The sequence below is a fragment of the Streptomyces sp. NPDC005423 genome, from assembly GCF_040606415.1.
GTDB lineage: Bacteria > Actinomycetota > Actinomycetes > Streptomycetales > Streptomycetaceae > Streptomyces.
On record NZ_JBEXET010000025.1, the window covers coordinates 84,913 to 110,126 of the forward strand.

A 25,214-nucleotide genomic window follows, 5' to 3' on the forward strand; every position below is an offset into this window, starting at 1 on the left:
CCCGTTCAGCACTCCCGGCCCAGCCACGGACAACTTGTCCCCTGATGAAGTGGGCCTTCATCCGCTCTCCCGTCCGCGCCAGGATCGGTGTGTCGAACAAGGGAGGTCGGACGATGGACCGGGCGTTGCTGGCAGATTTTCTCCGCGCGCGTCGTGAGGTGTTGCAGCCGGAGGACGTCGGGCTTCCTCACGGACAGCGGCGCCGCACCGGTGGGTTGCGGCGCGAGGAGGTAGCAGCGCTGGCCGGTATGTCAGCCGACTACTACAGCCGGATCGAACAGCGGCGCGGTCCGGCGCCCTCAGAGCGGATGCTCGTCGCGCTGGCCCGAGCGTTGCGTCTCAGCCTGAGCGAGCGTGACCACCTCTTCGTCCTCGGCGGGATCCCGGCGCTCCGGCGGATCGTACGTGATGATCATGTCGGTCCCACGATGATGCGGATCGTCACCGGCCTCTCGAACGTACCCGCCATCGTGCTGTCACGGTTCGGCGAGGCGTTGCTGCAGACGCGTCCGGCGGTCGCGCTGCTGGGCGACTTCACCCGGCACTCGGGTCCGTCCCGGTATCCGGTCTACCGTTGGTTCACCGGCGATCCGCAGGTCCGCGGTCTCTACCCGGTGGAGGACCATTCACTGCGGGGCAGGGTGTTCGCCGCGGAGATCCGGGACGCGTACACGGCGGACCCCACGGGGAAGGCCGGTGAGATCGTCGCGGCCCTGCTCGAGGCCAGTTCCGAGTTCGCGGAGATCTGGCGGCTGCGCGAAGTGGGAGTGACCCGTCACCAGGACCTCAAGCGCTACCTGCACCCCGAGTTGGGAGAACTGGAGCTCTGCTCCGAGATGCTGGTGGATCCCGAGCAGCGCCAGACGCTCCTGGTCCTCACCGCCGCACCCGGTTCCCCCAGCCAGGGCAAGCTGCAGTTCCTGGCCGCTGTCGGCCCCTGACGCCCAGTCGCCGTCTTCCCACCCTGAAATGCCGCTTCGACCCCCATCCGGCCGACCGTCCCGGTCGGCACCACGGCACTGGCCGACCCCGGCCTGCCCCACCCTCCCCACCACGGAGAGCTGAACCATGACCACACTCCTCATCGGCCCGGCCGACAAGACCGTCACCATCACCGTCCAGCAGCGGACCCGCACGGCACCCCAGGACGCCTTCCGCATCCTGGCACCCATCGACCTCCCCACCGTCTTCCGCCCGGTGGCCCCCTTCCCCGGCATCAGCGGCGTGAAGAACCAGACCGAGGCCTGGGACCACGCGGGCCCGCGAAGAAACCCACAGTTCGACGACGGCTCCCAGGCCGACGAAGAACTCACCGAGTACGTACCGGGCTCCAGCTTCGCCTACCAGCTGACCGGCTTCACCAACGTCCTCTCCCGCCTCGCGGCCGGCATCCGGGGCGAGTTCAACGTCAACCCCGACGGTGACGGCACACTCATCCGCTGGACCTACGAGTTCAAGCCGCTGCCCGGCCGCCGCTGGATCCTCGCCGGCCCCTTCACCCCGCTCTGGCGCCGCTACATGGTGGCCGCCCTCGACCGGTGCGTCCACGTCATCGAAACAAAGGACGACAACAGCGCGCAGGTGCAGCTCCGGGCCGGGTGACGGCCCGGAGTTCGGCGGCTCCGGCCCGCGGACGAGCCCGTCCAACCATCACTTGGCCGACCACGTAACTGGTTTGCCGGATCAACTCATCGAAGGAGACAGCAGTCATGAAGGCCATCGTTTTCGACACGTTCGGCGGCGTCGAGGTCCTGCACGAGACGGAGACCGAGACCCCCGAACCCGGCCCCGGCCAGGTCCGCGTCCGCGTCCGGGCGGTGGGCGTCAACCCGGTGGACGGCAAGATCCGCTCCGGCACCATGGAGGCCATCTTTCCCACCACCCTCCCCGCCATCCCCGGCGGGGAGATCGCCGGCATCGTCGACGCCCTCGGTGAAGGCGTCGACACCCTGAAGGTGGGCGACGAGGTCCTCGGCTGGTCCGACACCGGCTCCTACGCCCAGTACGCACTCGCCACCGCCACCGTCCTCGCCCCCAAGCCGGCCGGCCTGGACTGGACGCACGCGGCCGCCCTGCCGGTAGCCAGTGACGGCGCCGACCGGGTCCTGGACCTGCTCGACGTCAAAGCCGGCGAAACCCTGCTCATCCACGGCGCGTCCGGCGCACTGGGCACCGTCGCCGTCCAGCTCGCCACCGCCCGCGGCGCCCACGTCATCGGCACCGCCGGCCCGGCCAACCAGGAATACCTCACCTCACTCGGCGCCACCGCGCTCATCTACGGACCGGACCTGATCGAGCGCGTCCGCGCGGTCGCCCCCCAAGGCGTGGACGCCGTGTTCGACGCGGCGGGCAAGGGCGCCCTGGAAGACTCCATCACCCTGCGCGGCACCACCGACCGGATCGTCACCACCGCCGACTTCCGCGCCCGCGAACTCGGCATCGTCTTCGCCGAAGGCCCACAACGCCGCTCGGCCGCCCGACTGGCCGAACTCGCCCAACAGGCCGCCCACGGCACACTCACGATCACGGTCGGCGCCACCTACCCCCTCACCCACGCGGCCAAGGCCCAGCAGACCAGCGACACCGGACACAGCCGCGGCAAACTCGTCCTCACCATCGACTGACCCCCGCATATCGCGTGGATACGGATCGACCGGAAACGGGCCGGCTGGTTGCAGGCGGCCGTGCGGGGGCCGGCCCCCGCAGGTACGGGCCGGCCTCCTGCGGGAGGAGCACCCGCCGGTCCAACCCGAGCACCGACGCCACCGCACACCCCTCGGCGACCAGGCGGAACAGAACGTCGAAACTCGCCCTCACCCCGACCGGAACCATGCCTGACCAGCAGAAATAAAACCTTCACAGGTGGTCGGCTTACGGCTCCCAAAGCCCCTTCCGATACGATGGCCTGCCCCGGCCTGCCGGTTCTTGGCATGTGTCTTGTTCGCGGAGGTTGAGATGGACAGGGTGCTGCTGGCCGACTTCCTCCGGGCGCGCCGGGAGGTGCTACAGCCGGAGGACGTAGGGCTTCCCCGAGGTTCTCGGCGCCGTACCGGTGGGCTGCGGCGCGAGGAGGTGGCCGCGCTGGCCGGTATGTCGGTCGACTACTACAGCCGGATCGAGCAGCAGCGTGGTCCGGTGCCGTCCGAGCAGGTGCTCGCCGGGCTCGCCCGGGGGCTGCACCTCAGTCTGAGCGAGCGGGACTACCTCTTCGACCTCGCCGGGCACCCTGCGCCACGGCGGGTCCTGCGTGATGATCACGTCAGTCCCACCATGATGCGCATCATCGAACGGCTCTCGGACACGCCCGCGTTGGTGATGTCCCGGTTCAATGAGACGTTGTTGCAGACCCGTCCGGCGGTTGCTCTGCTGGGCGATTACACCCGGTTCAGCGGAATGTCACGCTACTTGGTCTACCGCTGGTTCACCGACCCCGCGCAGCGCGACCTCTATCCCGTCGAGGACCACGCCCTGCGGGGCAGGGTTTTCACCGTGGATCTCCGGGCGGCGTACACGGCGGACCCGCAGGGGAGGGCCGGCGAGATTGTCGCGGCACTGCTGGAGGTCAGTGCGGAATTCGCGGAGGTCTGGCAGTTGCACGAGGTGGACGTCACCCACCACAACGAACTCAAACGCTACCGGCATCCCGAGCTGGGTGATTTGGAGTTGTACTGCCAGCGCCTGGTGGACCCCGACCAGGCGCAGGAACTGCTGGTCTTCTCCGCCACGCCCGGCTCGCCGAGCCACGGAAAGCTCCAACTCCTGTGCGCCGCGGGCGTTTAGCACTCCCGTTGCAGTTCGCTATCTTTGCTGGTCAGAGGCGCCTTCTTGAGTCTGTTGGGCTGCTGTGCCGGAGTCGGCGTACCGGACGGTACAGGTCAAGCCCGTCGCGACCTGGCCGTGGGGCATCACTCCCTTGGCGATGCCGGGTGGGCGAACACCGCTTGGGCATGCGCTGTTGCCGCGCGCTCGAATCCCAGCGTTGCGTGCCCGGCTGCCGCGGTGATGTCGCGCCAGTGGCGTTGCACGGGATCGTCATCTGCCTGGGCCCGTACTCCCTGCACTCGGAAGAGCCTGTCGACAGCTACGGCACACCACTCTGCCGCCATGGCTGTGTTTCGTTGGTTCTCCGCGATGTTCAGGGCCGTGGGCGCCCTGTCGTCGGCGTAGTGCGCCACCTGCTCCAGGAGCAGGTGCGCCGCTTGGATCTCGCCGGAGCTACGGGCCAGGGCCTGCTGAAGCTTTGCCGGTACCTCCCGCCCGCCCGACCCCTGACGCTCCCTCGTACCGCGGACCCAGTCCTGCAGAGCCCCCCGGGCCGCACCCAGTATTGGGGCTGCGAACTGGAGCCCGGCGACCATGGAGAACGGCACCATGTGGCAGGAGGCGCCTCCGGTCTGCGGAGGGATGAGGTCCGTCAGGAGCATGGAACGGTGGGCCGGTACGTGGACCTCGTCCGCCTGAACGGAGTTGCTGCCGGTGCCACGCAACCCGAGCGTGTGCCAGGTGTCCATGCTGGTGAGGTGCGCACGCGGTACAGCGAAGATCCGCTGTACCCGTGGTTCATCCGGTTGTTCGCCATGTGTGGCAATCGGCGTCCAACTCGCGAGGAGCACCCAGTCCGCGTGAGCAACCCCGCTCACGAAAGACCATGTGCCCGAGAGCGTCCAGCCGTTCTGGTCGATGCTCGCGCTGCCTTGCGGCGGCACGATCGATGCCGCGATCCGCACGTCGGGGGTCTCGGCCCAGAGGTCGTGTTGTGCTTGTTCCGGCAGATAGGCGGCCAGGCGTGCGTGGGCGGCGTACAGGGTGGCGCACCAGGCGGTTGAGGCGCAGGCTTCGGCGACGCTTGCCGAGGAGTGGAGGAGCGAGATGAAGTCACCTGCGGCGCCGCCCCATCGACGGGGTACGAAGTGGCGGGCAAAGCCCGCTTCTGTAATCGCTGCGGCGAGGTCGTCGGTAAGCCTGCGGCGGTCCTCGACGAGCGCCGCGTCGCGCCGCGCCCGCCGGATGAGCGCTGCCGGTACCTCGGTCAGGCCCGGGGAGGTGTAGGGGGTGGTGGTCAGCATGCTGCACCATGACCCGCACTGCACATCTGGGCGGTGAAAGTACCGCGTACCACGGTCGATGCCAGAATTCTTCCTTCCTGAAGTGCCGTGACATTGATTCCGGGATATTCGTCGGCGGCATCCTTGTTCGCCTGCCGTGCGTGAAGAGTCACGGGGCGGCTCAGCTCACCGAACGATGTGAAGGTCGCGCTGAGTTTCCTGAGGGGATCGGTCGTCCCGGGGGTGCCGACGAGCGCGGCCTGGCGGCAGGCCTCGAGGAGCAGCATGCCGGGTATGTGGTCTGAGGTGTGGTCGAACAGGACGGGGTGGTCACGGTTGATCCGCAAGCGCCATGACTGGTCGGATCCTTGGACGCCGTCCGGCTCCCAGCCGAGCAGCACGTCGCGGTCGTGACAGTGTCCTACTGCCCGCGGAGGAAGCGGCGTAGCTTGCGCCTCTTCGCCCCTGGCGCCCTCGGTTTCTGCCGGGGCACCGCGGAAGCGGACCCGTTGGTAGGCCTTCGGCGCCATCGCCAGCCAGTGCAGAGAGGCTCGGCCGATACGCAGGCCGTCGATGTAGGCCGTCGTTTCCAAACGCATTCCGAAGCGACGCGGATTGTCGGTGGTCGGGACGCAGACGGCGTCAAGCACGACGGGGAGGGGAGAGTCCCTCTGGGGCGGCAGGGGGTACTCGAGGACGAAGTCGAGGTCGCACAGGACGAAGGGATGGTCCTGGGGGATGCCGTAGAAACGATGCGAGAGGAGAATTGATGACTGGCGGACGGATTCGACCAGAAGGAACGGGTCGCTGGGTGCATCCGCACCACGGTGACGCAGGAAGTGGTCACGCGGCCACAGGGCTGCGACAGTGAACCGATCCTTCCCGGTGCATCGCGCATCCGTTAAGAGGACTTCGCTGTCGGCTGCCTTGTGTACAGCAGTTCGTGGCAGAGGGTCGGTGAAAGAGAGACGGGTCTCTGGCGCTGTCCGTGAGGTGTTGCCCCCTTGGCCGGCACCAGTCGCAGGGGTGGCCGCGTCGTGCATGTGTGTCCCTCCCCAGGGCAGGGCCAAGCGCCTGGGCGCATCGACCTCCCTTGTTCAATGGTCTACCTCGTGGACGAAAATATACCCGCCGGAAGGTATATTGCAACGATCGCCGGAGCCGCTCCGCGCGTACGCCGCGAACTGCGAACAGAAGATCCAGAGAGGGTAGAACCCGATGCCTAACAGTCCGTCCGCACCCCCAGATGGCACCCCTCTTTTCACGGTGAAGCAGGCTGGACGTCGGGGACCGACGCCTCAACAGGACCGTGCCGCCCGCACCAAGTCACAGGTCCTGACTGCCGCCGCCGAACTCTTCGCAACCAACGGCTTCCGCCACACCTCGGTAAAAGATGTGGCGGAACGGGTCGAGATGACCAAGGGAGCCGTTTACTTCCACTACCCCAACAAGGAAGCACTCGCCGTTGCCGTCGTCGAACACCTCTACGCGAAGTGGCCGCTTCTCCTGGAGGAGATCAGGGAGGAGGGCCTGACCTCGCTGGAGACCGCCGCAGTCATGCTTGACCGCGCCGCCCTCGCCTTCCGCGACGACGTCGTCGTGCAGGCAGGTGCCCGGCTCCAGCTGGAACGGCCCCACATTGAGGCAGAACTCCCCACCCCCTACGTCGACTGGACCTCGCTGCTCACTGAGCTCCTGAGCGCCGCACGGGCCGAGGGGCAGATCAAGGCAGACACCGATCCGGCGGCTGCGGCCCGCGCCCTGGTGGCCGGGTTCTTCGGCATGCAGCACATCTCCGACGTACTCCAGCACCGAGCCGACATCGTCGACCGGTGGCGGGAGGTCCGTGATCTGCTCATCGCAGCGATCCGCGCCTGACCGGCCGTTTCAGAATGAGGTTCGAAGTCGTCTCCAGCAGATCATGCCGCACGCGAGGTGGAGCAGCGCGAGGTGGAGGTCGGCGCGTATCTCGTAGCGGATCCGGAGTCGCTTGAACTGATGGAGCCAGGCGAAGGGCCGCTCGACGACCCAGCGGGTCTTCCCCGGTCCGCAGCCGTGCGCGGTGCCTTTTCGGACGGACATCGGCGTGCTGCCGCGGACCCGGAGAAGCGGGCGGTACTTGGCGTAGTCGTAGCCGCGGTCGGCGAACAGCCGGCCGAGTCGGCGACGGGGCCGACCTCGAACCCCGCGGATGCGGGGTCTCGCGTCCCGCATGGGCATCAGCTGAGTGACATCATGCGATTCCGCTGGTCAGTGAGACGACCAGCGGGAGTGCCATGCCGGTCGGCCTTCAAGTGGTGCTTGCTGCCGGGCCCAGCCCGGTCGACCGGTGAAGGCCCGATGTGAGCCTCCCTTTGAGGGCCCGGACCTGCGAGCCGGCGATCGCAGCATCGTCCATGTCCAGCGGACCCGCGGCCCGCAGCTTCGCCAGCAGCACCTCATGCAGTCGCGGCCAGACGCCGGCCTCGGTCCAGTCCCGCAGGCGCCGCCAGGCCGTCACCTCGCTGCAGCCTTGGCGGCTGCGCTGGTGGTCTCGGTCGACACTTGTGGTCCCGCCGTCGTCATGCGGGCCCGTACGAGATCCGGTGCTCCAGCGGGGCGTACGGGATGCGGCACACTGAGCAAGTAGGTGCACAACCGCTACGCACGGCGCCTCGCCGAGGTCGCGCTTGGAGGCAGGCCGGTGCGCACTCGACTTGAGCGTGCGCCGTCTGTACTGCGAGAACTCGGCCTGCCCGGAGGTACGTTCGCTGAGCAGGTGTGGGGACTGGTCGTGCGCGCAGCCGGAGTGTCGGCCCTGGCACTGCCGCCACTGTTCAGGGACAACGGGCCAACTACCTCGCCGCCGGAGGGAGTTCAGCCGTCATCCGCAAGGTACGGATGCCCCCACCGAGCGGAGGCTTTGGAGCTGCGGTGTCTGCTCCCGTCCACCACCCGGCCCTTCACTGCTGATCGCGTCATGGCCTGTCGGCCAGACTGGCGTAACGGCCTTGGAAGAAGAGCAGGGGGTTACGGTCATTGGCGACGGCGAGGTCGCCCACGCGTCCGAGAACGAACCAGTGGTCGCCCGCTTCAGTGACCGTGCTGATGTCGCATTCGATCCAGGCGTTGGCGTCGTGGAGCACCGGGGCCCCGTTGGCGGCCTGATACCACGACAGTGTGCGGAACTTGTCGCCTCCACTGGTGGCGAAGGCCTGGCAGATCTCGCGCTGGTGGTCTCCGAGGACGTTGACCACGAAGGCGCCGGCGCGCTGGATGCGCGGCCACGTAGTGGAGTTCTTGTCCGGGAAGAAGCCCACCATGGGGGGATTCAGCGACACCGATGTAAATGACCCGACCGCGAAGCCGACGGGGGCGTCGTCATCCATGGCCGTGATGACTACGATCCCCGTGGGAAAATGGCCCAGTACGCGCCGGAAGATGGAGGAAGCGGCCCGCGGTTGGGGTTTTGGCGTTGGAGTGTGGCTGCCTCCGGCTTCCTGCGCGGTCCCACCGGCCGTCAGGTTGGCCATCACGGACTCCCTTCGCTGCTATCGGTAGTCGGCAGTCAGTCCGCTTGGACGGCCAGGTCCCTGATGTTGCGGTTTCCTTCGGCCCAGATGATGGACATGGTCAGACCCTTGATGCGCCAGCCATCGGCCGTGCGCAGAAGGGCGTAGCGGTACTCGCCGGCGAGTGTCCACAGCGGGCCGCCGAACTCGTTGGGCAGCAGGTGGGTCGCCTGGAACATGGCGGTGGCTTCTGCTGAGTCGCCGTCGACATCGACCAGCTGGTTGGAGACGAGGTGCTGAGTGGCAGCAAGTCCTTCTCGGTTGCTGCGCCACTTTTCGATGACGTCCTTGCGTGGGAGGGTGACCGGCTCGCCGCCGTTCAGGCTCGTGTAGTCGAGGCGAATCTCGTCGGTGAACAGGTCCACCAGCTCATCCCACTGGCAGTGGTCCAGATGCCACCCCATGCGGGTGCACAGCTCGACGATTTCGTAACGGTCGAGCAGGTGTTGATCGGTCACAGCAGGATTCCGTTCTTCGGGGGCAGTTGCGCTTGGAGTATCTGCAGACCTTCACAGCTCCCGCCAGGGCGAACTTCTCAGGGGGGCAGCGGGGATGGTGGTGGCAGCACCAGGTTTGGTCGACAGCGCGCCTCTGGAGCGCGTAACTCTGCGTCACGGAACATAAAAAACCTTCCCAAAGGTTTGACACTGGGATGCAGCCTGTCTAGCGTCACTGGGGTGGTGAGAGATTCAGTGGTTGACGGTTCCGGAAGGCAGCGCGAGGCGCTTCGGCACTTCCTGCGGTCCCGCAGGGCACGGCTTTCACCCGACGATGTCGGGTTGCTGGCCACGGGCCGGCGGCACACCCCAGGACTGCGTCGCGAAGAGGTCGCAGTCCTCGCCGGCGTAAGCGCCTCTTGGTACACGTGGCTTGAACAGGGGAGGGATATAAAAGTCTCGGACGGTGTGCTGGATGCGATCAGTCATGCCCTTCGGCTGGACGACACCGAACGAGTGCACCTGTACCGACTGGCAGGCACCAATCCGCCGCAACTCACCTCGCGGGGCGCCGCACCGAGAGAGGCGGCGCGCCTGCAGCCGGTTGTCGACGGCTGGCTCCCTGCGCCGGCCTTCGTCGTCGACCGCTACTGGAACGTCCTGGCCGCCAACAGCAACGCGCAGTCGCTACTGGGTGTTCCAAGCCACGGCCAGAACTACCTCACGTCCTTCTTCACGGACCCCTCGGCACGCGCCCGCTTTCCTGACTGGGATGACATGGCGACCCGCCTTGTGGGCCAGTTCAGAGTCCAGGGGGCGCGCTTCCCCGGGGATGGCTACTTCGACATGTTGGCGGAGGAGCTCTGCTGTGTCGACGAGGCGTTCGCCGATCTCTGGGCACGTCACGAAACGTGCAACGCGGCCAGGACGCGCGTGCGGGTACGCGTGACGGACCAAAAGGGAGCCCGCTACGAGCACTTGATCCTGTCGCTGCTCGAGAACTCGGACCTCCGTCTGATGCTTTACATGCCCATGCTGCATATCCAAGAGGCTGGCCTTGACCTGGTAGCCAGCTGAGGTCCGGTCAGGCAGTCGAGCACCTCGGTCCGGGTTCCCTGCCACTTCACCACTCAGAACTCGGCCCAGTTGCTGAGCTATGAGCATCGCCGTATTGGCGGCAGCTACTACTGAAGGAGCACGCAGAATGTCTACGTCCAGCACCGCCCTGCGAGTCGGCATCCTCGGAGCGGGCAACATCGGCCGCCCCATCGGCCGTCACTGGTCAGCGGCGGGCCACCAAGTGACCTTCGGCTCCCGCAGCCCCGAGCGTCTTTCGAAGTTCATCAGCACCGCGTGCCCGAATGCCCGTGTGGCCGGCCTTGCCGAGACCGCGGAGACGAACGACATCCTGCTGCTGTCCGTGCCCTATCCGGCGTGGGAAGAACTCTTGCAGAGCGTGGGGAACACCTTGGCCGGCAAGCTCGTCATCGATGCCACGAACCCCATGGGCCTCTCCGCCGACGGACGCATCATCTCCACTCTGGGCTCGGATCTCACGCAGGGCAGGCACGCGTCTAAGACACTTCCCGACTCAACCGTGGTGCGGGCTTTCACACACGTCATGGATGAGCTGCTCTGGTCCCGCGGCACACAGCAGAGGCACTTCTGGGGCGTGGGCTATGCGGGTGACGACGCCGCCGCCAAGGAGACTGTGCGCGGCCTGATACTCGACGCCGGCTTCTCCCCTGTCGATCTCGGAGGTCTTGACGATTCCGCTTCGCTCGACCCGGGTGGCGCGCTCTTTCCTCACATGTTCACCCCCGCGGACCTGCGTGCGGCGGCCGGCCTCAGCGCATGAGCACGGGCGAGAGCAACGCACCGGGCGGCTCAGTCGATATCATCGCGGCCAACAGCGATGTCCGCCAGGACGAGGCTGTCCCGCTGCCCGAGCCTTCTGTCCACGCCGTGCCCGAAGCACTCTTCGAGCCGTTCACTGTGGGCTCTCTGGCCTTGGACAACCGCATCGTCATGGCACCCATGACGCGCGAACTGTCCTCGGGTGGCGTCCCAGGACCAGAGGTGGCGGCGTACTACGCGCGCCGGGCACACAACGGAGTGGGGTTGATCATCACCGAGGGTGCCGCCATCGGGCATGCCGCGGCCGAGCGGCGCACCTCAGTCCCCCGGCTTCATGGCCCGGACGCACTGGCTGGCTGGTCTGCCGTGGTGGAGGCTGTTCACGCGGAGGGCGGCAGGATCGCGGCGCAACTCATGCACGCCGGGCTCGACCCTTTACTGTGGGGCATGGGCGCTGAGCAGGTCAGTGCGATCCTCCCGGAGGGATTCGAGCTGGAGAGCCCCTCTGGTGTGGATCCCTCCCTACCGGAGGAGCCGCCGATGGGCCGGGTCATGAGCCGACGCGACATCGATAGGACAGTCGCTGCGTACGCCCGGTCGGCCATCGACGCTCAGAGAGCCGGGTTCGACGGCATCGAACTGCACGCCGCACACGGATACCTCATCGATCAGTTTCTGTGGCCGGTGACCAACCGCCGCAACGACGCCTACGGGGGCAGCGCTCAAGCTCGCACCCGGTTCGGTGTGGAAGTCGTACGGGCCTGTCGGGAAGCGGTGGGACCGTCGTTCCCGATCATCCTGCGTTTCTCTCAGTGGAAGGTCGGACACTATGCTGCGCGGCTCGCCGACACACCGGCGGAGCTCGCGGCGCTGCTTCTGCCATTCGTCGACGCGGGGGTGGACATGTTCCACGCCTCCACCCGCCGGTTCTGGGAGCCCGCGTTCGAGGGAAGCGAGGTGAACCTGGCCGGGTGGTCCAAGAAGGTCACCGGCAAGCCGGCCATTACGGTGGGTTCAGTGGGCCTGGAGGACAGTGACTTTCTCACCTACCTGGACGGCAAGGGCGCTGGGGTCGGTGACGTCACCGCAGTGACTACGCGGTTGGCGCAGGGCGAGTTCGACCTGGTCGCGTTGGGCAGAGCACTGATCGCGGACCCTGCCTGGCCGAACAAGATGCGGGCGGGTCAGGCGCGTGACCTGGTTCCTTTCGCGGCGGACATGCTCGCCACCCTGTACTGACGACGCAGGTCTGGGATAGGTCCCGCGGGGAGTGACCCAGCCTCTTCGTATTCGCAGCCCGCGGGGGCGCCTGCACTGTCTGGGCCAGGGGGAACGCCGCCGCCACGGCGGGCATCAGCTGTCCGCGGTCAGTGAGCGCCAGGAGACCGGTCCTGTCCGGCTCGACGAGCATGACAACAGGCGTTCTCCGGCTTCCTCTGCCGGCCGGAGCACGGCTTCGCAGAGTGGGCCGGGGGGTGCTCGCAACGCAACCGCTCGTGGTGGGCCGTGCGGAGACGTGGCCCTCACCTTGGCTCCCCGCGCCGCAGTGATCTGGACGGCGAAATGGCCAACCCCGCCAGCCGACCGCGCCGGGTATGAGTGCGTGCCGGCCTTCAAGAGGCCGGCCAGTGACAGTGCCTCGGCCTCGATGTAGCTGAGCCGTTCGGGAGCCTGCAAGAAGTGCCGGGCCAGCCCTGTGACGAACTCTGCGCAGACCCCGGCTTCGAGGGAAGCGGGCATCCCCATCACCCGGGTCGCCCTGGGCGGCCGAGCGTGCCCGGTCCCCCGTCCAAGCGGGTTCACCAGTCAACCGCATTGGCCCCGGCTGCCCCGACCCGCGCCAGGATCTCGCCGAGGCCGGTACCACCGTCTCACTTCCTGAGCGGCCGATCACATCCGGTCAGAAGCGGTCACTGCCTCGGAGGCGTGATGCGGAACGACGACCTGCGGAGAATGCCTGACGCTGCCTGTAAACACGAAACGATCAGGTTCTGTCACCAACTCGAAGATCTGGCACTCCTATTTTTCCCACCACCAGCATGCGTGGTGACATCAGAAATACGCACTGGACATCCCTCTACGCCTCCCGAATAGTAGTTTCAAACACCAGCTACACCCGGCGGGAAATCTACTGGAGGGTGCATGCCGGATAGCACATCTGCACCACCGAAAATATTCCATCGGTCCGTCGACGATGCTCTCGGGCCACGGAACAAACGATTCTTCGGCGATGGCTACAAGCGTGCCGAGCACAACCTTCGAGATATCACCGTTACGGAAGGCCCGGGGCAGTCCCCTCGCATCGATGCGTCCGCGCGAGTGCGCTACCCATCCGATTGGTCACGTAAAGGCGACAAGGATCAGCGGCCCCACCTCTCCACCGTGGACGTGCTGGTCATCGGTGCACAACTGTGCGAAGTCCTGCTGGTGGATGCTGTGGGGCTCACTGCGCAGGAGTTGTCGAAGGCGGTCCTCAGCCGTGCCCGGATCAAGGCTGGCACCACTCCTGTGGAGGACGACTTGGAGTGCTTTGCCGCGAGCGCCCGTCTGGTCAGCACCTCCCCGACGCCTGGCGAACCCGGCCGGTTCGTCAGCACGATGGACTGCCGCGTGGGAACCCTCCGGATGACATGCACCGTTCGTCACGGACGTGCCGCGAGGACTCCCTCGCTCCCTGTGCGCCACGCATCGGGGCATAGGGCGTTCGGTGACCCGCACATCCGTCTGTTCGGTACGGGTTTCACCACGCGTCAGCAGTTCATCGAGAACGTGGAACTCGACTCGGCCTCGAACAGGGCAACCGCCGCGGTCCGCATCAACGAGGCGGTTCAAGCCCCCGCCGCGGGGCTCGAAGCGGGGCTGCGCGATTGCGCTTCGCCCATTGATGCTTTTGTCATCGGGCTGCAGTTGGGGCAGATCCTGCTCTACGCCCTGGACAAGGTGCCCCGTTCCCACTCGAACACCCTCTGGATGCGCGAGACGGTTCTGGATCTAAATCCCGCGCGTGCCGCGCTGCCGGCCCTCGAAGGCGCCACCGCCCGGCTGGAACGCAGCAGGCAACTGACCAACAGCCGGGGAGAGGTCTGGCGCTCCGCGGACATCGTCGGCGAATTTCACGGCATCAGACTGCGCTGCTCCGTCGCGCACCGCCTTCCGTAACCCATCACCAGAAGAGGAAAAGCAATATGAACCTGGCTATTTCCGGTACCTATTCGGTCGGCAAAACCCTGACGACCATGGCCGTGTCCCACCTGACCGGCCTGACGCGCAGTTCAGCCAAGACCATGCGCGAGCTACTGCCGATTTCCGTGCCGGGCAAGACACTCGAGGAGTGCACCGCCTCGGAGATCATCATGCTGATCATGCGCCGTAATCAGGAACGCGCTGTCAACGAGAGCCACCTGCCCAATGGATTCGTCTCGGACGGCTCCTCTCTGCATGAGTGGTCCTACGGAACCGTGCGCGTGCTGGTGGGGATCAACCCCAACGAGTCGGTCAACCTGGACAACGTCGAGATGACCGACGAAATCCGGTTCTACGCGCAGGTCATGGAGCAGATGGGTGTGCCGGCCAGGCAGCACGCCAAGGCTTCGTACCACTCGTTCGTCCACCTGCCTGTCGAGTTCCCCATCGTCGAGGACGGGCACCGGCCCGTCAGCGAGCGGTTCCGCTCGCTGGCCGACGAGATGCTCCTGAAGAACATCAACGAACTCGAGATACCGGTCCACATCGTCGGGGGCACGGTCCCCGAGCGCCTGGAGAAGATAGTCGACATCTACGGATTCACTCCGCGGATGTCGATCGAGGAGGCCATCGCGCTCGCCAAGACGGACTACGCCAAGATCGACACCACCAGCGAGACCGACCGTGCACCGGTAGCGGTGGCATGAACGCGACCGCGGCACTGACCGGTCTGGGCACAGCGCTCCCCTCGCGCCGGGTGACCAACGAAGAGCTGTCTCGTGTGCTGGACACCGACGACCAGTGGATCCAGTCACGCACGGGCATCAAGCAGCGCTTTTGGAGTGCAGGGTCCGCCACCAGTGATCTCGCTGTCGAGGCGGGGCGCAACGCCCTGAGGTCGGCCGGCACGGACACGGTCGACATGGTGATCGTGGCGACGACCACGCCCGATCATCCGTGTCCGGCCACTGCTCCGGATGTGGCCAGCCGGCTGGGGCTCGGCGTTGTCCCGGCCTTCGACATCGCGGCCGTGTGCAGCGGCTTCGTGTATGGGCTGGCCTGCGCCGCTGCCCACATTGCCGCCGGATTGGCAGGCAGTGTCCTGGTGATCGGTGCCGAGACCTACTCGACGATCCTCGACCCCGATGACCGGACGACCTCCGTCATCTTCGGTGACGGTGCCGGTGCCGCGGTACTCCGGGCCACAGCACCCGATGGGCCGGGCAGCTTCCTCGGGTTCGATCTGGGCAGTGACGGATCGCTGAAGGACCTCATCACCATCCCTGACGGCGGCTCACGCCAGCGGACCTCGGGAAGTGGCCCGGCTGGTTCCTATTTCACGATGCAGGGCAAGCCCGTTTTCCGGCACGCAGTCGACCGCATGACCGAGTCAGCACGGGCGCTGCTGGAGACAACCGGCTGGGCTGCGGGATCCATCGACCGCTTCGTGGGCCATCAAGCCAATGCGCGGATTCTGCGAGCAGTGGCGGACGGGCTCGGGGTGAAAGGCGATCGAGTGATCATGGACATGGACCGTGTCGGCAACACTTCGGCCGCGTCCATACCTCTTGCCCTGGCCCGTGCCGTCGCAGACGGAAACCTGGCCCCTGGGGACCGTGTCCTGCTGAGTGCCTTCGGAGGTGGCATCACCTGGGGATCGTCCGTTTTGGTGTGGCCCGACATCGTGGCCCTGTAGGTCTCAGGACGAAGCACCCGTAAAAGTTACATCGATGTGTGAGGGCGAGATGGCTACTACCCAGCAGATCAGCGCACTGATCGAAAAAACCTTCGACGTAGGAGACGCGGAGCTCTCCGGAGCAACTGACTTTGAATCGCTGGAATTCGACTCGCTCGTCCTCGTCGAGCTGGCAGTGATCCTCACGCGCGATTACGGCGTCGAGATCACCGATGAGGAGCTGGCCGAGGCCGAAACCATCGAGGCGACCGCCGCTCTGGTGAACAGCAAGAGCCGCACGCTCACGGCCTGACGGGTACACAGATGACACCTATCTGGGCGGGGTGGGCAGCATGTCCTCCCGCTCAGATGCAATCGGAAGTATTCGCTATGAACCTCACGAGGTACGCCACTCGTGCCGCAGCCTTCTTCGACGTTGACGGCACCCTGCTCAATGCCACCACTATGTTCGAGTTGCTCACTCACCATCTAACTGCCCGTGGGCGCCCCGGGGAGTATTCGCTCTTCAGGAAACGGCTCGACGACATGGCGCGTGCCGGCGCGGACAGGACCCAACGATGCCGTGCCTACTATGAAATGTACGAGGGCGTACCGGTCTCTTCGGTCGCCGAAGAGGGAGCCCAGTGGTTCGCTGGCAGGGCCGGTCGTCCGCGATTCTTCATCGAGTCAGCCCTCGCCGAGTTCCGTTCTCACGCTGCCGCTGGGCATCTGATGGTGCTCGTTTCGGGTTCGTTCGCAGCATGCTTGAACCCCATCGCAGAGCATCTCGGGGCTGACGTTCTGCTCTGCTCCCGCCCCGAGGTAAGGGCTGGAGTGTTCACTGGCGCGATCGACACTCCGATGATCGGCGCGGCCAAAGCGGACGCGGTACGCCGCCTGGCTGACGAGCATCGTCTGGACCTGGAGCAGAGCTTCGCCTACGGCGACCACATCTCAGACGTTCCCTACATGGAGATGGTCGGGCATCCCGTCGTCGTGGGCAGCGACGCCGAGATGATCGGCCACGCGGCTGAGTGCGGGTGGTCCCGCCTAGCGGCCGGCGGGGAACAGATGTGCTCCACAGAAAGGGCGCGGCAGTGACAACGGTGCAGCACAGGGCTCTGCGGGTCGCCCTCGTCGGCGCCTACGGCAACGGCAAGACCACCCTGACGACGCAACTCGCGCAGACCACACATCTACCGCGGACGCACGGCATGGCCATGCGCGATCCCCTGGGAGGAGCGGGAAAGTCTCTGGAAGACTGCACCGAAGCGGAGTTGCTGCAGCTGACTGTGCGCCGGTTCACCGAGCGGCGGGTAGGCGAGGCTCTCCTCCCCCAGGGTTTCATCTCGGACGGATCTGTTCTCCACGAGTGGGTGTATGCGAAGGTACGCTTGGCGCTCGGGCGGTTTCCCGCTGAAAATGCGCGCCTTCCATCCGTCCGGAGGTCCGGGGCGCTGGCAGCTTTCGAGGAGGTTGCCGACCAGATCGGGCACTTGGCGACAGCTCATGCCCAGGAGAGCTACGACCTGGTGGTGCACGTCCCGGCAGAAGGGCCGCTGGCCGACTTGCCTCGGCCCATCAGTGAAGCCTTCCGGGCGATCTCAGATCAGCTGCTCCTGGAGGCTCTGGGCCAGGCGGATGTGCCGGTCCACATCGTCACGGGAACTCTTCAGGAGCGTCTTGAGGAGTGCCACCGTCTAGTGGCCGCCTGCCCGTCATCGTACCGTTCGGCCCCCTGACCTTCCGGGACACTCCGATCGGTGCACAGCGCCACAGGCGCAGTCTGCGCACTGCGCGGCGGCCGGGCGGGCCGTCGCGCAGTTGGCCTGCCTGAGCCGTCGGACCTGTGACGGGCCGGCCCCCGGCGGGTGGCTCGGCCCGTCCTGCAGGGTGGCGGTGTGCTCGGCTAGAAGACGGGTCAGGCTGCCGCCGCTGAGGCAAGGCGCTGTTCCGGGTGCGCGATGAGCCGCCAGGCGCCGAGGGCGCCCAGCAGGTAGGCGATGGCGACGGCGAGGAAGCACCGGGCGGCAGCGTGGTTCCAGTCCGCGATGGAGTTCAGGATGACACCCATGACCGCGATGCCGACGAGCGAGCCGATCTGACGGTTGGCGTTGAGCACGGAGCCGGCCACGTTGGCGTGCTCAGGGCCGGCGGCATCGACGAGCGCCGCTGTCATGCCCGGCGAGATGATGCCCGCCCCGATGTTCGCCACGCCCACGGCGACGGCCAGTACCCAGTAGGGCGTGCCGGAGGAGATGGTGACCATCGTCAGGGAGGCGACTCCAGCGAGCAGCAGGAACGTCGTCAGCAGCATGCCGTTGGAGAACCGGGCAGAGATGCGTGAGTAGACGATGTTCGCCACGGGGAAAAAGATGGTCATCGGGAGCAGTTCCAGGCCTGCCTCGAATGGTGATGCCCCGCGGGCGTGCTGAAGGTAGAGCCCGAGCATGAACGTCGAGCCGAAGAGGGCGAAGTTGAAGAGGAAGCCGACGATGTTGGCGCCGGCAAAGCCTGAATGGCGAAAGAGCAGCCACGGCATCACGAGATTGGTCGCGCGCCGCTCGCGGATGACGAGGGCGGCCGCGGCCACGACGGCGACCGCGTAGGCGGCGGTCACCGGCCCGGCTGCCCAACCCAGTTGGGGGCCTTCGATCAGGGCGAAGCTGATGGCGGCGAGGAGCAGGATCCAGGTGATGTGGCCGGGAACGGCAAGGCGCGTGGCGCGGGTCTCGACGGGTGCAATGTAACGGTTGGTCATATACATGCCGAGTACGCCGATCGGCAGGTTCAACAGGAAGATGGACTCCCAGCCGAAGGCACTCACCATCAGGCCGCCGATCGTGGGGCCCAGCCCGGAGGAGGTGGCCACGATCGCCGACCACAGGCCCAGCATCTTCGTGCGCTGGCGCTTCTCCGGGAAAGATAAGACCAGCAGGGACAGGGAGCTGGGCATGAACAGGGCTGCACCGGCGCCCTGGACGAAGCGGGCGGCGATCAACGTTTCGGGGTTGGGCGCCAGGGCGCACGCGAGGGAGGCGACGAAGAAGACACCCATCCCCCACAGGTAGATCTTTTTCGCACCGATCCTGTTGGCCAGTCCGCCGGCGAGCATCAGGAGCGAGGCGAAGGTCAGTACGTAGCCGTCGACGATCCACGTGAGCTGCGTCAGGGTGGTCTGCAGTTTTTCCTGGATGGTGGCGCCGGCGACGTTGACCACGGTGACATCCAGGGTCGCCATGACGAAGCCGGTGGCCAGTGCTGTGATCTTCAAGCCGCTTGACACCTCACGCTTCCCTGGCGCAGGCGCGGGTGTCACTCCGGTCTGGACTGAAGTCATCTTTACTACTCCTGCAGAGGTCGGGGGATGTGCCCGCGGAGGGGCCGGGGGGGGCGACCGCCCAACTGCAGTCCCCATGGGCTGGCTTGGGCCTTGCCGAACACCTACGTGACCACTGAACTCCATACGTTGACGACTGTCAACGTATGACGCTCATCAACGTATTACAGATGTCGTAGTATGGTGGAGAAATCCGAGGAGGTGGGCAACCGTGACCGTACGGACCGCCACAGAACGCATCACGGATCATCCCGACGCGAGCGCCATGACCCTGCAGGGCGTTCTGGAAGCGCTCGTGGACCCGGTCCGCCGCAGCATCGTGCGCCAACTCGCGCAGGCTTCAAGTGATATGGCCTGCGGCACCTTCGACATCTCGGTGTCTCGCTCCACCGGCACCCATCACTTCAAGGTCTTGCGTCACGCCGGCGTCATCCGCCAGTACTACGTCGGTACCTCACGCATGAACGAGCTTCGTGCCGACGACCTCGCGCGGCGTTTTCCCGGGCTGCTCGCCGCCGTCGTCAGCGCGTCGGCGGCCACGGAGCACTGAACAGGGCCTGCGGCCCCGCCAGCCGGTCGGATCCTGCGTCCCATGCGGGCAGAACGCCACAGCGCATTCAGCAGCTGGCGCATGGCCGGCTCGTCGGCGAAGCTCGCCGACGGGCTCCCGCCGTCGCGGATGTCCTCCCCAAGCGCCGCATTCTGGGCCGCTGTTTCGCAGAAGACGTGTTTGCCTGCCTCAAGAGCCGTGGCCACCAGCTCCCCATGGCGGGGAACCTTGACGACGACCGCCACGGCCTCGACGTCGGGATGCGGGCGGTTTCTCGCACGCCGCCCTGGCGCGTGATGCCGACGGCGACGACCTCGCACTGAGGAAGCGTCAGTAAGGCGGCCAGGTGAGCTGCCGCCGCGCAGCGACCGTTGGTCTGGGAGGCAGGGGCCCGCCCCAGAGTAGGTCGTGTCCCCCGACTCCGGTGGGCATGAAGGACGTCGTCGATGTTCGTGGACTCATGACGCGGCATTCATGAGCACCCCGCACTGCTGCTTCCTGACCTGGTTACGGGGTGGAGAGAGCACGGTCCTGGTGGACGCCGGGCCGTCCACCAGAGCGGGCTGACCGGTCTACGGAATGAGCTGCGGGAAGAGGTCGCGGTTGCCGCGGTACCAGTCGACTGCTTCGTAGAGGCGCTTGGTGGAGCCGTTGAAGCGGGGGGCCACGTAGCGGACCAGGAGGTCGTAGCTCCGCTTGGTCTTCTCCCAGTCGGCCCAATCCTGTGCGTAGACGAGCAGGGTGCCGAAACCCCCGACTTCCTCGCGCAGCCGCTGGATCCCGCCGACCACATCGTCCACGGAGCCCACCAGCACGCTGCCGGCCTCGATGGCAGCCTCCAGGGCCTGTGCCCGGTCGACTCCCGGCACGCTCACGTCCAGGCCGCGGATATCGCCCCAGTATCCGTAGGCCCAGCGGTCGTAGCCCTCGCGGACGTCGCGCAGCGCCTGTTCGCGAGTCTCGGCCACATAGACGGGCAGGGTGATACGCCAGTTCTTGCGGTCGACGGTCTTCCCGTGTTCGGCCGCAGACTCCTCCGCGTAGGCCCACTGGGTGCGCATGTCAGGGCGGGGGTGCCCCGGCCGTGGCGCGCCGAACGAAACCGTACTGATGCCGTGGCGCCCGGCCAGTCGCATGCTGTTGCCGGAGGCCACGCTGGCGGCGGCGATCTCCAGCCCCTCCGGACGATAGGGCGACAGCTGGAGTTTGGCGTCCTGCAAGGTGAACCATGAGGTCTTCTTCGTCACTCGCTCCTCGCCATTGACGAGTTCGACGACCGCTTCCAGTGCCTCCCCGAAGGAGCCGCGCAGTTCGCTCATCTCACGGCCGATCATGCGGGCATCCGTGGGGATGCCTCCGGCGCCCACGCCCAGGACGAAGCGGCCCCGGGTCAGATGGTCGAGATGCACGGCGCGGCTGGCCACCATGAAGGGATGGTGGTAGGGAAGCGTGGTCACCCCGGTTGCCAGGGTGATGCGGCTGGTGCGGCTCGCCGCTGCCGCAACGATCAGTTCGGGGCTGCCGATCGTGTTCCAGCCCATCGAGTGATGCTCGCCGACCCAGAATTCTTTGTATCCCAGCCGATCGAGATGCTCAGCCAGTTCGAGGTCACGCTCAAACTGCAGAGTGGGGTCTTCGCCCATGGGGTGCATGGGCGACAGAAAGGCGCCGAATTCAAGGTGTTCGGGGTACACGAATCCCTCCAAGGAAAGATATCGGTCAGGACGCTATGCGGTGCTGTCGGTCGGGAGCACCGTCAGATTCCACGGATGCACACTCCGCGAGTATGGTCACGAGACACGCGAAGAACGCATTCTTCGATTCCACGGAGTCGCGCGTGAAGAAGTGGCCACCTGGCATATGGTGAACGCGGCAGCCGACTTGGGTGTGCAGTTCCCAGGCGGCAGCCTCGGCCGCCGTCACCATCTCGTCGCCCTTCCCTGCGAAGACCTCGATGGGACAGGACAGTGGACGGCTTTCGGCCGTTGGGGAGCCGACGTCCTCACTGGCCGGTAGGGGCACGGCGGCGTCGCAGATTCCCAGATGTGTTCGGAGCCGTGTCACCGCGGTTCGTTCCAGCACCTCGCGCACCGCGCGGGAGCGGTACGCGGGGTCGGCCGGCAGGAGTGCGCGCAACTCCTCGTCCGCGAGGCGAGTTGCCCCTGCCAGCCGGTGAGGCAGATGTGGCCCCGGATAGGCGCCGACGAGCAGCCGCTCAGGCAGTGGCAGAGCGAGCTTCTGCCGCAGGCGCGTCACCTGGTAGGCGACCAACGCCCCCATGCTGTGTCCGTAGAAGACATGAGGCGTGCCGGTCCACGGATTTATTTCGTCGTTGACGCTCTGGATCAGTCGCGTCACGTCCGGGGACCCGGCTCCTCGCTTCGCATGTGGCACAACTTCATCATGTGGCAGCCTGACGGGAACTACTTCGGCCAGGTCCCCCAGCTTTCGCTGCCATCCCAGGAAAGCCGACTTCTCATGGCCGCCCGCATGATGGAAACAGAAAAGGCGCAGTGGTTCAACAGAGCTCTTCGCGGCCTTCGCGATGGCCTCCGTGAGGCTGGTCGATACCATGCAACGAACATATTCTTATGGCGCGCACGGTAAAAGAGTCAGCTTCTCCTAGCAGTGGCACCACTAGGTTTGAGGAGAGGGGGTGGGACAACACCCCTGGCCGGAAACACCTTTGGTCTACAGCCACTCAACATCCGTTGCTGGGGGTTGCCGAGTGACGGGGGTGCTCCACGCCCGCTCCCCCGGCAGATGCTCCCCAACTCGCCAGGGGAGGCGCATGTTCACCGTATGCCCTTGACCGCACGAGTGTCTGAGCCTGCCGACATCCCAAGAGACCTTCCCGCAGGTATATTTTCCCAGTCGGCCCGCCCGCAGGTCTGAGGGGCGAGGCACATCCCCTGGCAAACGTGCCGTTCGAAGTCCCCTCCCCCCTTATCCGGGGCGGCCAACCCACGCTCGAGAGGTCCGATGCACCACAAGCTGCTGTCGCCATCCCCGACCCGCCCGGTTCGCCCGAGTCGGCTGGCCTTCTTCGACCTGGACGAGACCCTCCTCTCGGGCAAAAGCATGATCGACTTTCTCTGCAACGCCCCGGAGAGTTTATGGACACCTGGTAAAGAGGGTGCTCCTGGGCCAGGACGGACGCGCGGACAGGCCGGCCTCGAGAAGCTGGCGGACCTGAGCAGACGGGGAGCCGATAGGGCCGAGATGAACCGCGCGTACTACCAGCTCTATGCGGGCGTCGCTCTCTCCAGCCTCCGGGCAGCTGGGCAGGCTTGGTACACGGACTTCACATCCCGCCCCGAACCCTACGTCTCGGCCGGCGTCGCAGCATTGGCGGAACACCGCCGTGCTGGGCACACCGTGGTGCTGGTCTCCGGTTCCGCTCACCCGTTCGTCGATCCCGCAGCGGAGGCCTTGCACGCCGAGTTGGCGCTGTGCACGGAACTGGAGGTCGACGACAAAGGCCTCCTCACCGGCCGCGTGACACGTACGATGATCGGCGCCGACAAAGCCCGGGCGGTCACCGAGCTGAGAGAGCGCCATGGTCTGGCAGCCGAGGACTGCTTCGCCTACGGGGACCACGCAAGCGATCTCGCCATGCTGCGAGCGGTGGGCACCGCAATCGTCGTGGGCGAGGATCCCGTACTGCTCCGACACGCCCGACAGGAGGGCTGGTCGGTACTCCCCGGCACAGCCGGCCACGGTCGCGGGGACGTCGGCCCCGCCGCAGACGTCGAAAGTGATCACTGCCTCCACGAGTAAGACGACGTTTCCTTTGGCGGGTGATGTCGTTGTGTTGGTATGACGAGTCTTGCTGAGCATCTGGTCTCGGATGAGTTGTGGGAGTTGTTTCGGCGGGTGGTGCCGGAGACTGTGGTGGTGCGTCCGCAGGGCGGAGGCCGTCGGCGGGCCGGGGACCGCGAGTGCCTGACCGCGATCGTGTTCGTGGCCACGTCTGGGTGCTCCTGGCGGCAGTTGCCGCCGGTGTTCGGTCCGGCCTGGCCCACCGTCTACCGACGTTTTGCGCGGTGGAGTCAGCAGCGTGTCTGGGCCCGACTGCACCGCGTCATCCTTGACGAACTCGGTGCTCAGGGAGGATTGGACTGGTCACGATTCGCTGTTGACTCCGTCAGTGTCCGCGCCCTCAAAGGGGGCAGTTGACCGGACCGAATCCGACCGACCGCGGCAAGTTGGGATCGAAAATCCATCTCGTCGTCGATCGTGCCGGCCTGCCCGTCTCTGTCGCCAACACCCACGACAGCGTGGCCCTGCAGCCCCTGGTCATGGGGATCCCGCCCGTCCGCAGCCCCCGCGGACCGCGGCGTCGCCGCCCGGCAAAGCTCCACGGCGACAAGGGCTACGACTATCCCTACCTGCGGCGATGGCTCCGCGAGCGGAACATCGTTCCTCGCATCGCCCGCCACGGCGTCGAGAACTCACAACGACTGGGCCAACACCGCTGGGTGGTCGAGCGCACCATGTCCTGACTCGGCGGATGCCGCCGCCTCCACCGACGCTACGAACGCAAGGCCGAACACTTCCTGGCCTTCACCGCCCTCGCCACCAGCCTCATCAACCACCGCAGACTCACCAAGTGAAACGACGTCTAAAGGCATTTCCGTGGCGCGGCATCAAGGAGCGCTCCGCCAGCTTGAGCGTTCAAAGCCGGACCAGGCAAAGACTTTCTCCCCGGCCCCGGGGGCTGAAGGGTGGCGCTGGCGCCTCCGCGCCACGGCTCAGCGTTGCGCATCGAAGCCTGAGCACGCCGCCAAGCCGAGCGGGCCGCACCCGCAATGCAGTCGGCCCGCAGTCCCTGCCCGCATCCCCGGGGCGGTATCCCGCACTGCGGACAGCGCGGTTTTCGCCCAGAACCCCACCAGGTAACATTCTCTGAGGTATGTTACGCGGGGGAGCCGCTTGCATCACCGAGAGGAACTCGACGTTGATCAAACAAGCGAGAGCCATCCGGACCCGAGACCAGATCATGGACGCCGCTGCCGAAGAGTTCGCCCTACATGGCTACGCCGCAACCAACCTCGCAATCGTCGCCACCCGCTCGGGTATGACCAAGGGGGCGCTTTACGGTCACTTCGCTTCGAAGAGAGCGCTCGCTGATGCGCTGGTCAGTGAGTCGGCGCAGACGTGGGCCACCCTGGATCGCTCCGGAGCCGCGAACGAGCTGTCCCTGAAGGAACTCGCCCTGGCCGTCGGTCGTCAGATGAAGAGCGACACCCGTTTCCGCGCCACGGTCCGGCTGGCCGCCGACTGCACCCGGACCACAGGAGGCGCTCCCGAACTGCTCGCTCACATCCGCCGCGAGATCACAGCCGCGGCGGACCGAGCGCGCCAGGAGGCTCCCCAGTCGTCACCGTTGGCCGCCCAGTCACCGCAGATCGTTGCCCATCTGCTTCTGACGGTCGCATACGGGCTGACCTTCGTGTCGGAGCAAGGTTTTGACGGCCGGCAGCATGATGCAGGTGACGAGGTCTGGCAGCTGGTACTCGGCTCGCTGGGGCTCTGTGAGACCGCTCAGGTGGCTTTGTAGGTCACTTTCAGCT

The 25,214-nt window shown here is 66.3% G+C and carries 24 protein-coding genes and 2 pseudogenes; 18 read left to right on the plus strand and 8 right to left on the minus strand.

Annotated features, from left to right (window positions below; genetic code table 11):
- Positions 1-113: 113 nt before the first annotated feature.
- From ABZT12_RS24680 to ABZT12_RS24695, 4 genes are all read left to right on the plus strand, one after another.
- Positions 114-941 (plus strand): helix-turn-helix transcriptional regulator, encoded by an 828-nt coding sequence (locus ABZT12_RS24680; protein WP_356388364.1) that lies wholly within the window; start codon positions 114-116, stop codon positions 939-941.
- 127 nt (positions 942-1,068) lie between these two features.
- Positions 1,069-1,602 (plus strand): SRPBCC family protein, encoded by a 534-nt coding sequence (locus ABZT12_RS24685; protein ID WP_356388366.1) that lies wholly within the window; start codon positions 1,069-1,071, stop codon positions 1,600-1,602.
- Positions 1,603-1,709: 107 nt separating this feature from the next.
- A complete protein-coding gene (locus ABZT12_RS24690) occupies positions 1,710-2,624 on the plus strand; it encodes an NADP-dependent oxidoreductase (RefSeq protein ID WP_356388369.1) in 915 nt (304 codons plus the stop codon).
- Positions 2,625-2,955: 331 nt separating this feature from the next.
- Complete coding sequence (locus tag ABZT12_RS24695) at positions 2,956-3,780, plus strand: helix-turn-helix transcriptional regulator (protein WP_356388371.1); 825 nt, start codon at positions 2,956-2,958, stop codon at positions 3,778-3,780.
- 125 nt (positions 3,781-3,905) lie between these two features.
- Here ABZT12_RS24695 and ABZT12_RS24700 read toward each other — a convergent pair whose 3' ends face one another.
- Both ABZT12_RS24700 and ABZT12_RS24705 read right to left on the minus strand, forming a co-directional pair.
- Positions 3,906-5,066, minus strand: coding sequence for an acyl-CoA dehydrogenase family protein (locus ABZT12_RS24700; RefSeq protein WP_356388373.1), 1,161 nt, complete (start codon positions 5,064-5,066; stop codon positions 3,906-3,908).
- Positions 5,060-6,088: a ScbA/BarX family gamma-butyrolactone biosynthesis protein gene (locus ABZT12_RS24705; protein WP_356388375.1), complete on the minus strand. Its 1,029-nt coding sequence runs from the start codon at positions 6,086-6,088 to the stop codon at positions 5,060-5,062. The genes ABZT12_RS24700 and ABZT12_RS24705 overlap by 7 nt, the downstream gene beginning before the upstream one ends.
- 175 nt (positions 6,089-6,263) lie before the next feature.
- On the opposite strand from ABZT12_RS24705, the gene ABZT12_RS24710 reads away from it, so the two are divergent.
- The gene (locus ABZT12_RS24710) at positions 6,264-6,923 is read left to right on the plus strand and encodes a ScbR family autoregulator-binding transcription factor (RefSeq protein ID WP_356388377.1); all 660 of its coding nucleotides are present in this window, start codon (positions 6,264-6,266) and stop codon (positions 6,921-6,923) included.
- Positions 6,924-6,932: 9 nt separating this feature from the next.
- Here ABZT12_RS24710 and ABZT12_RS24715 read toward each other — a convergent pair.
- From ABZT12_RS24715 to ABZT12_RS24725, 3 genes and pseudogenes are all read right to left on the minus strand, one after another.
- Positions 6,933-7,557, minus strand: a pseudogene (locus tag ABZT12_RS24715) (IS5 family transposase); the annotation flags it as partial.
- 445 nt (positions 7,558-8,002) lie between these two features.
- Positions 8,003-8,557, minus strand: a complete 555-nt coding sequence (locus ABZT12_RS24720) for a flavin reductase family protein (RefSeq protein ID WP_356388379.1) — start codon at positions 8,555-8,557, stop codon at positions 8,003-8,005.
- A gap of 35 nt (positions 8,558-8,592) precedes the next feature.
- Positions 8,593-9,054 (minus strand): nuclear transport factor 2 family protein, encoded by a 462-nt coding sequence (locus ABZT12_RS24725; RefSeq protein ID WP_356388381.1) that lies wholly within the window; start codon positions 9,052-9,054, stop codon positions 8,593-8,595.
- Here ABZT12_RS24725 and ABZT12_RS24730 point away from each other — a divergent pair.
- The 9 genes from ABZT12_RS24730 to ABZT12_RS24770 all read left to right on the plus strand — a co-directional run bounded on the left by ABZT12_RS24730 (position 8,989) and on the right by ABZT12_RS24770 (position 17,490).
- On the plus strand, positions 8,989-10,110 hold the full coding sequence (locus tag ABZT12_RS24730; RefSeq protein WP_356388383.1) for a helix-turn-helix transcriptional regulator: 1,122 nt from the start codon (positions 8,989-8,991) through the stop codon (positions 10,108-10,110). The genes ABZT12_RS24725 and ABZT12_RS24730 overlap by 66 nt on opposite strands.
- A 127-nt stretch (positions 10,111-10,237) precedes the next feature.
- On the plus strand, positions 10,238-10,891 hold the full coding sequence (locus ABZT12_RS24735; RefSeq protein WP_356388385.1) for an NAD(P)-binding domain-containing protein: 654 nt from the start codon (positions 10,238-10,240) through the stop codon (positions 10,889-10,891).
- Positions 10,888-12,129: an NADH:flavin oxidoreductase gene (locus tag ABZT12_RS24740; RefSeq protein WP_356388387.1), complete on the plus strand. Its 1,242-nt coding sequence runs from the start codon at positions 10,888-10,890 to the stop codon at positions 12,127-12,129. Before ABZT12_RS24735 ends, ABZT12_RS24740 begins: the two co-directional genes overlap by 4 nt.
- A 903-nt stretch (positions 12,130-13,032) precedes the next feature.
- Entirely contained in the window at positions 13,033-14,049 is a 1,017-nt protein-coding gene (locus ABZT12_RS24745; protein ID WP_356388389.1) for an AvrD family protein, read from the plus strand.
- Between the two features lie 26 nt (positions 14,050-14,075).
- Positions 14,076-14,780: an AAA family ATPase gene (locus ABZT12_RS24750; protein ID WP_356388391.1), complete on the plus strand. Its 705-nt coding sequence runs from the start codon at positions 14,076-14,078 to the stop codon at positions 14,778-14,780.
- The gene (locus ABZT12_RS24755; protein WP_356388394.1) at positions 14,777-15,769 is read left to right on the plus strand and encodes a beta-ketoacyl-ACP synthase III; all 993 of its coding nucleotides are present in this window, start codon (positions 14,777-14,779) and stop codon (positions 15,767-15,769) included. Before ABZT12_RS24750 ends, ABZT12_RS24755 begins: the two co-directional genes overlap by 4 nt.
- Positions 15,770-15,803: 34 nt before the next feature.
- Entirely contained in the window at positions 15,804-16,061 is a 258-nt protein-coding gene (locus tag ABZT12_RS24760) for an acyl carrier protein (RefSeq protein WP_356388396.1), read from the plus strand.
- A 77-nt stretch (positions 16,062-16,138) separates the two neighbouring features.
- A complete protein-coding gene (locus ABZT12_RS24765) occupies positions 16,139-16,849 on the plus strand; it encodes an HAD-IB family hydrolase (protein ID WP_356388399.1) in 711 nt (236 codons plus the stop codon).
- Complete coding sequence (locus ABZT12_RS24770; protein WP_356388401.1) at positions 16,846-17,490, plus strand: AAA family ATPase; 645 nt, start codon at positions 16,846-16,848, stop codon at positions 17,488-17,490. Before ABZT12_RS24765 ends, ABZT12_RS24770 begins: the two co-directional genes overlap by 4 nt.
- Positions 17,491-17,669: 179 nt before the next feature.
- On the opposite strand, the gene ABZT12_RS24775 is transcribed toward ABZT12_RS24770, so the two are convergent.
- Positions 17,670-19,022 (minus strand): MFS transporter, encoded by a 1,353-nt coding sequence (locus tag ABZT12_RS24775; protein WP_356388403.1) that lies wholly within the window; start codon positions 19,020-19,022, stop codon positions 17,670-17,672.
- Positions 19,023-19,353: 331 nt separating this feature from the next.
- Here ABZT12_RS24775 and ABZT12_RS24780 point away from each other — a divergent pair, with 331 nt between their 5' ends.
- The gene (locus tag ABZT12_RS24780; RefSeq protein WP_356388431.1) at positions 19,354-19,638 is read left to right on the plus strand and encodes a helix-turn-helix transcriptional regulator; all 285 of its coding nucleotides are present in this window, start codon (positions 19,354-19,356) and stop codon (positions 19,636-19,638) included.
- Positions 19,639-20,210: 572 nt separating this feature from the next.
- On the opposite strand, the gene ABZT12_RS24785 is transcribed toward ABZT12_RS24780, so the two are convergent.
- Positions 20,211-21,332 (minus strand): LLM class flavin-dependent oxidoreductase, encoded by a 1,122-nt coding sequence (locus ABZT12_RS24785; RefSeq protein WP_356388405.1) that lies wholly within the window; start codon positions 21,330-21,332, stop codon positions 20,211-20,213.
- Positions 21,333-21,357: 25 nt separating this feature from the next.
- The gene (locus ABZT12_RS24790; protein ID WP_356388407.1) at positions 21,358-22,212 is read right to left on the minus strand and encodes an alpha/beta fold hydrolase; all 855 of its coding nucleotides are present in this window, start codon (positions 22,210-22,212) and stop codon (positions 21,358-21,360) included.
- Between the two features lie 408 nt (positions 22,213-22,620).
- On the opposite strand from ABZT12_RS24790, the gene ABZT12_RS24795 reads away from it, so the two are divergent.
- From ABZT12_RS24795 to ABZT12_RS24805, 3 genes and pseudogenes are all read left to right on the plus strand, one after another.
- Complete coding sequence (locus ABZT12_RS24795) at positions 22,621-23,418, plus strand: HAD-IB family hydrolase (protein WP_356388409.1); 798 nt, start codon at positions 22,621-22,623, stop codon at positions 23,416-23,418.
- Between the two features lie 39 nt (positions 23,419-23,457).
- Positions 23,458-24,254 (plus strand): annotated as a pseudogene (locus ABZT12_RS24800) (IS5 family transposase).
- 344 nt (positions 24,255-24,598) lie between these two features.
- Positions 24,599-25,201, plus strand: coding sequence for a helix-turn-helix domain-containing protein (locus ABZT12_RS24805; protein ID WP_356388411.1), 603 nt, complete (start codon positions 24,599-24,601; stop codon positions 25,199-25,201).
- The last annotated feature ends 13 nt before the right edge of the window (positions 25,202-25,214 follow it).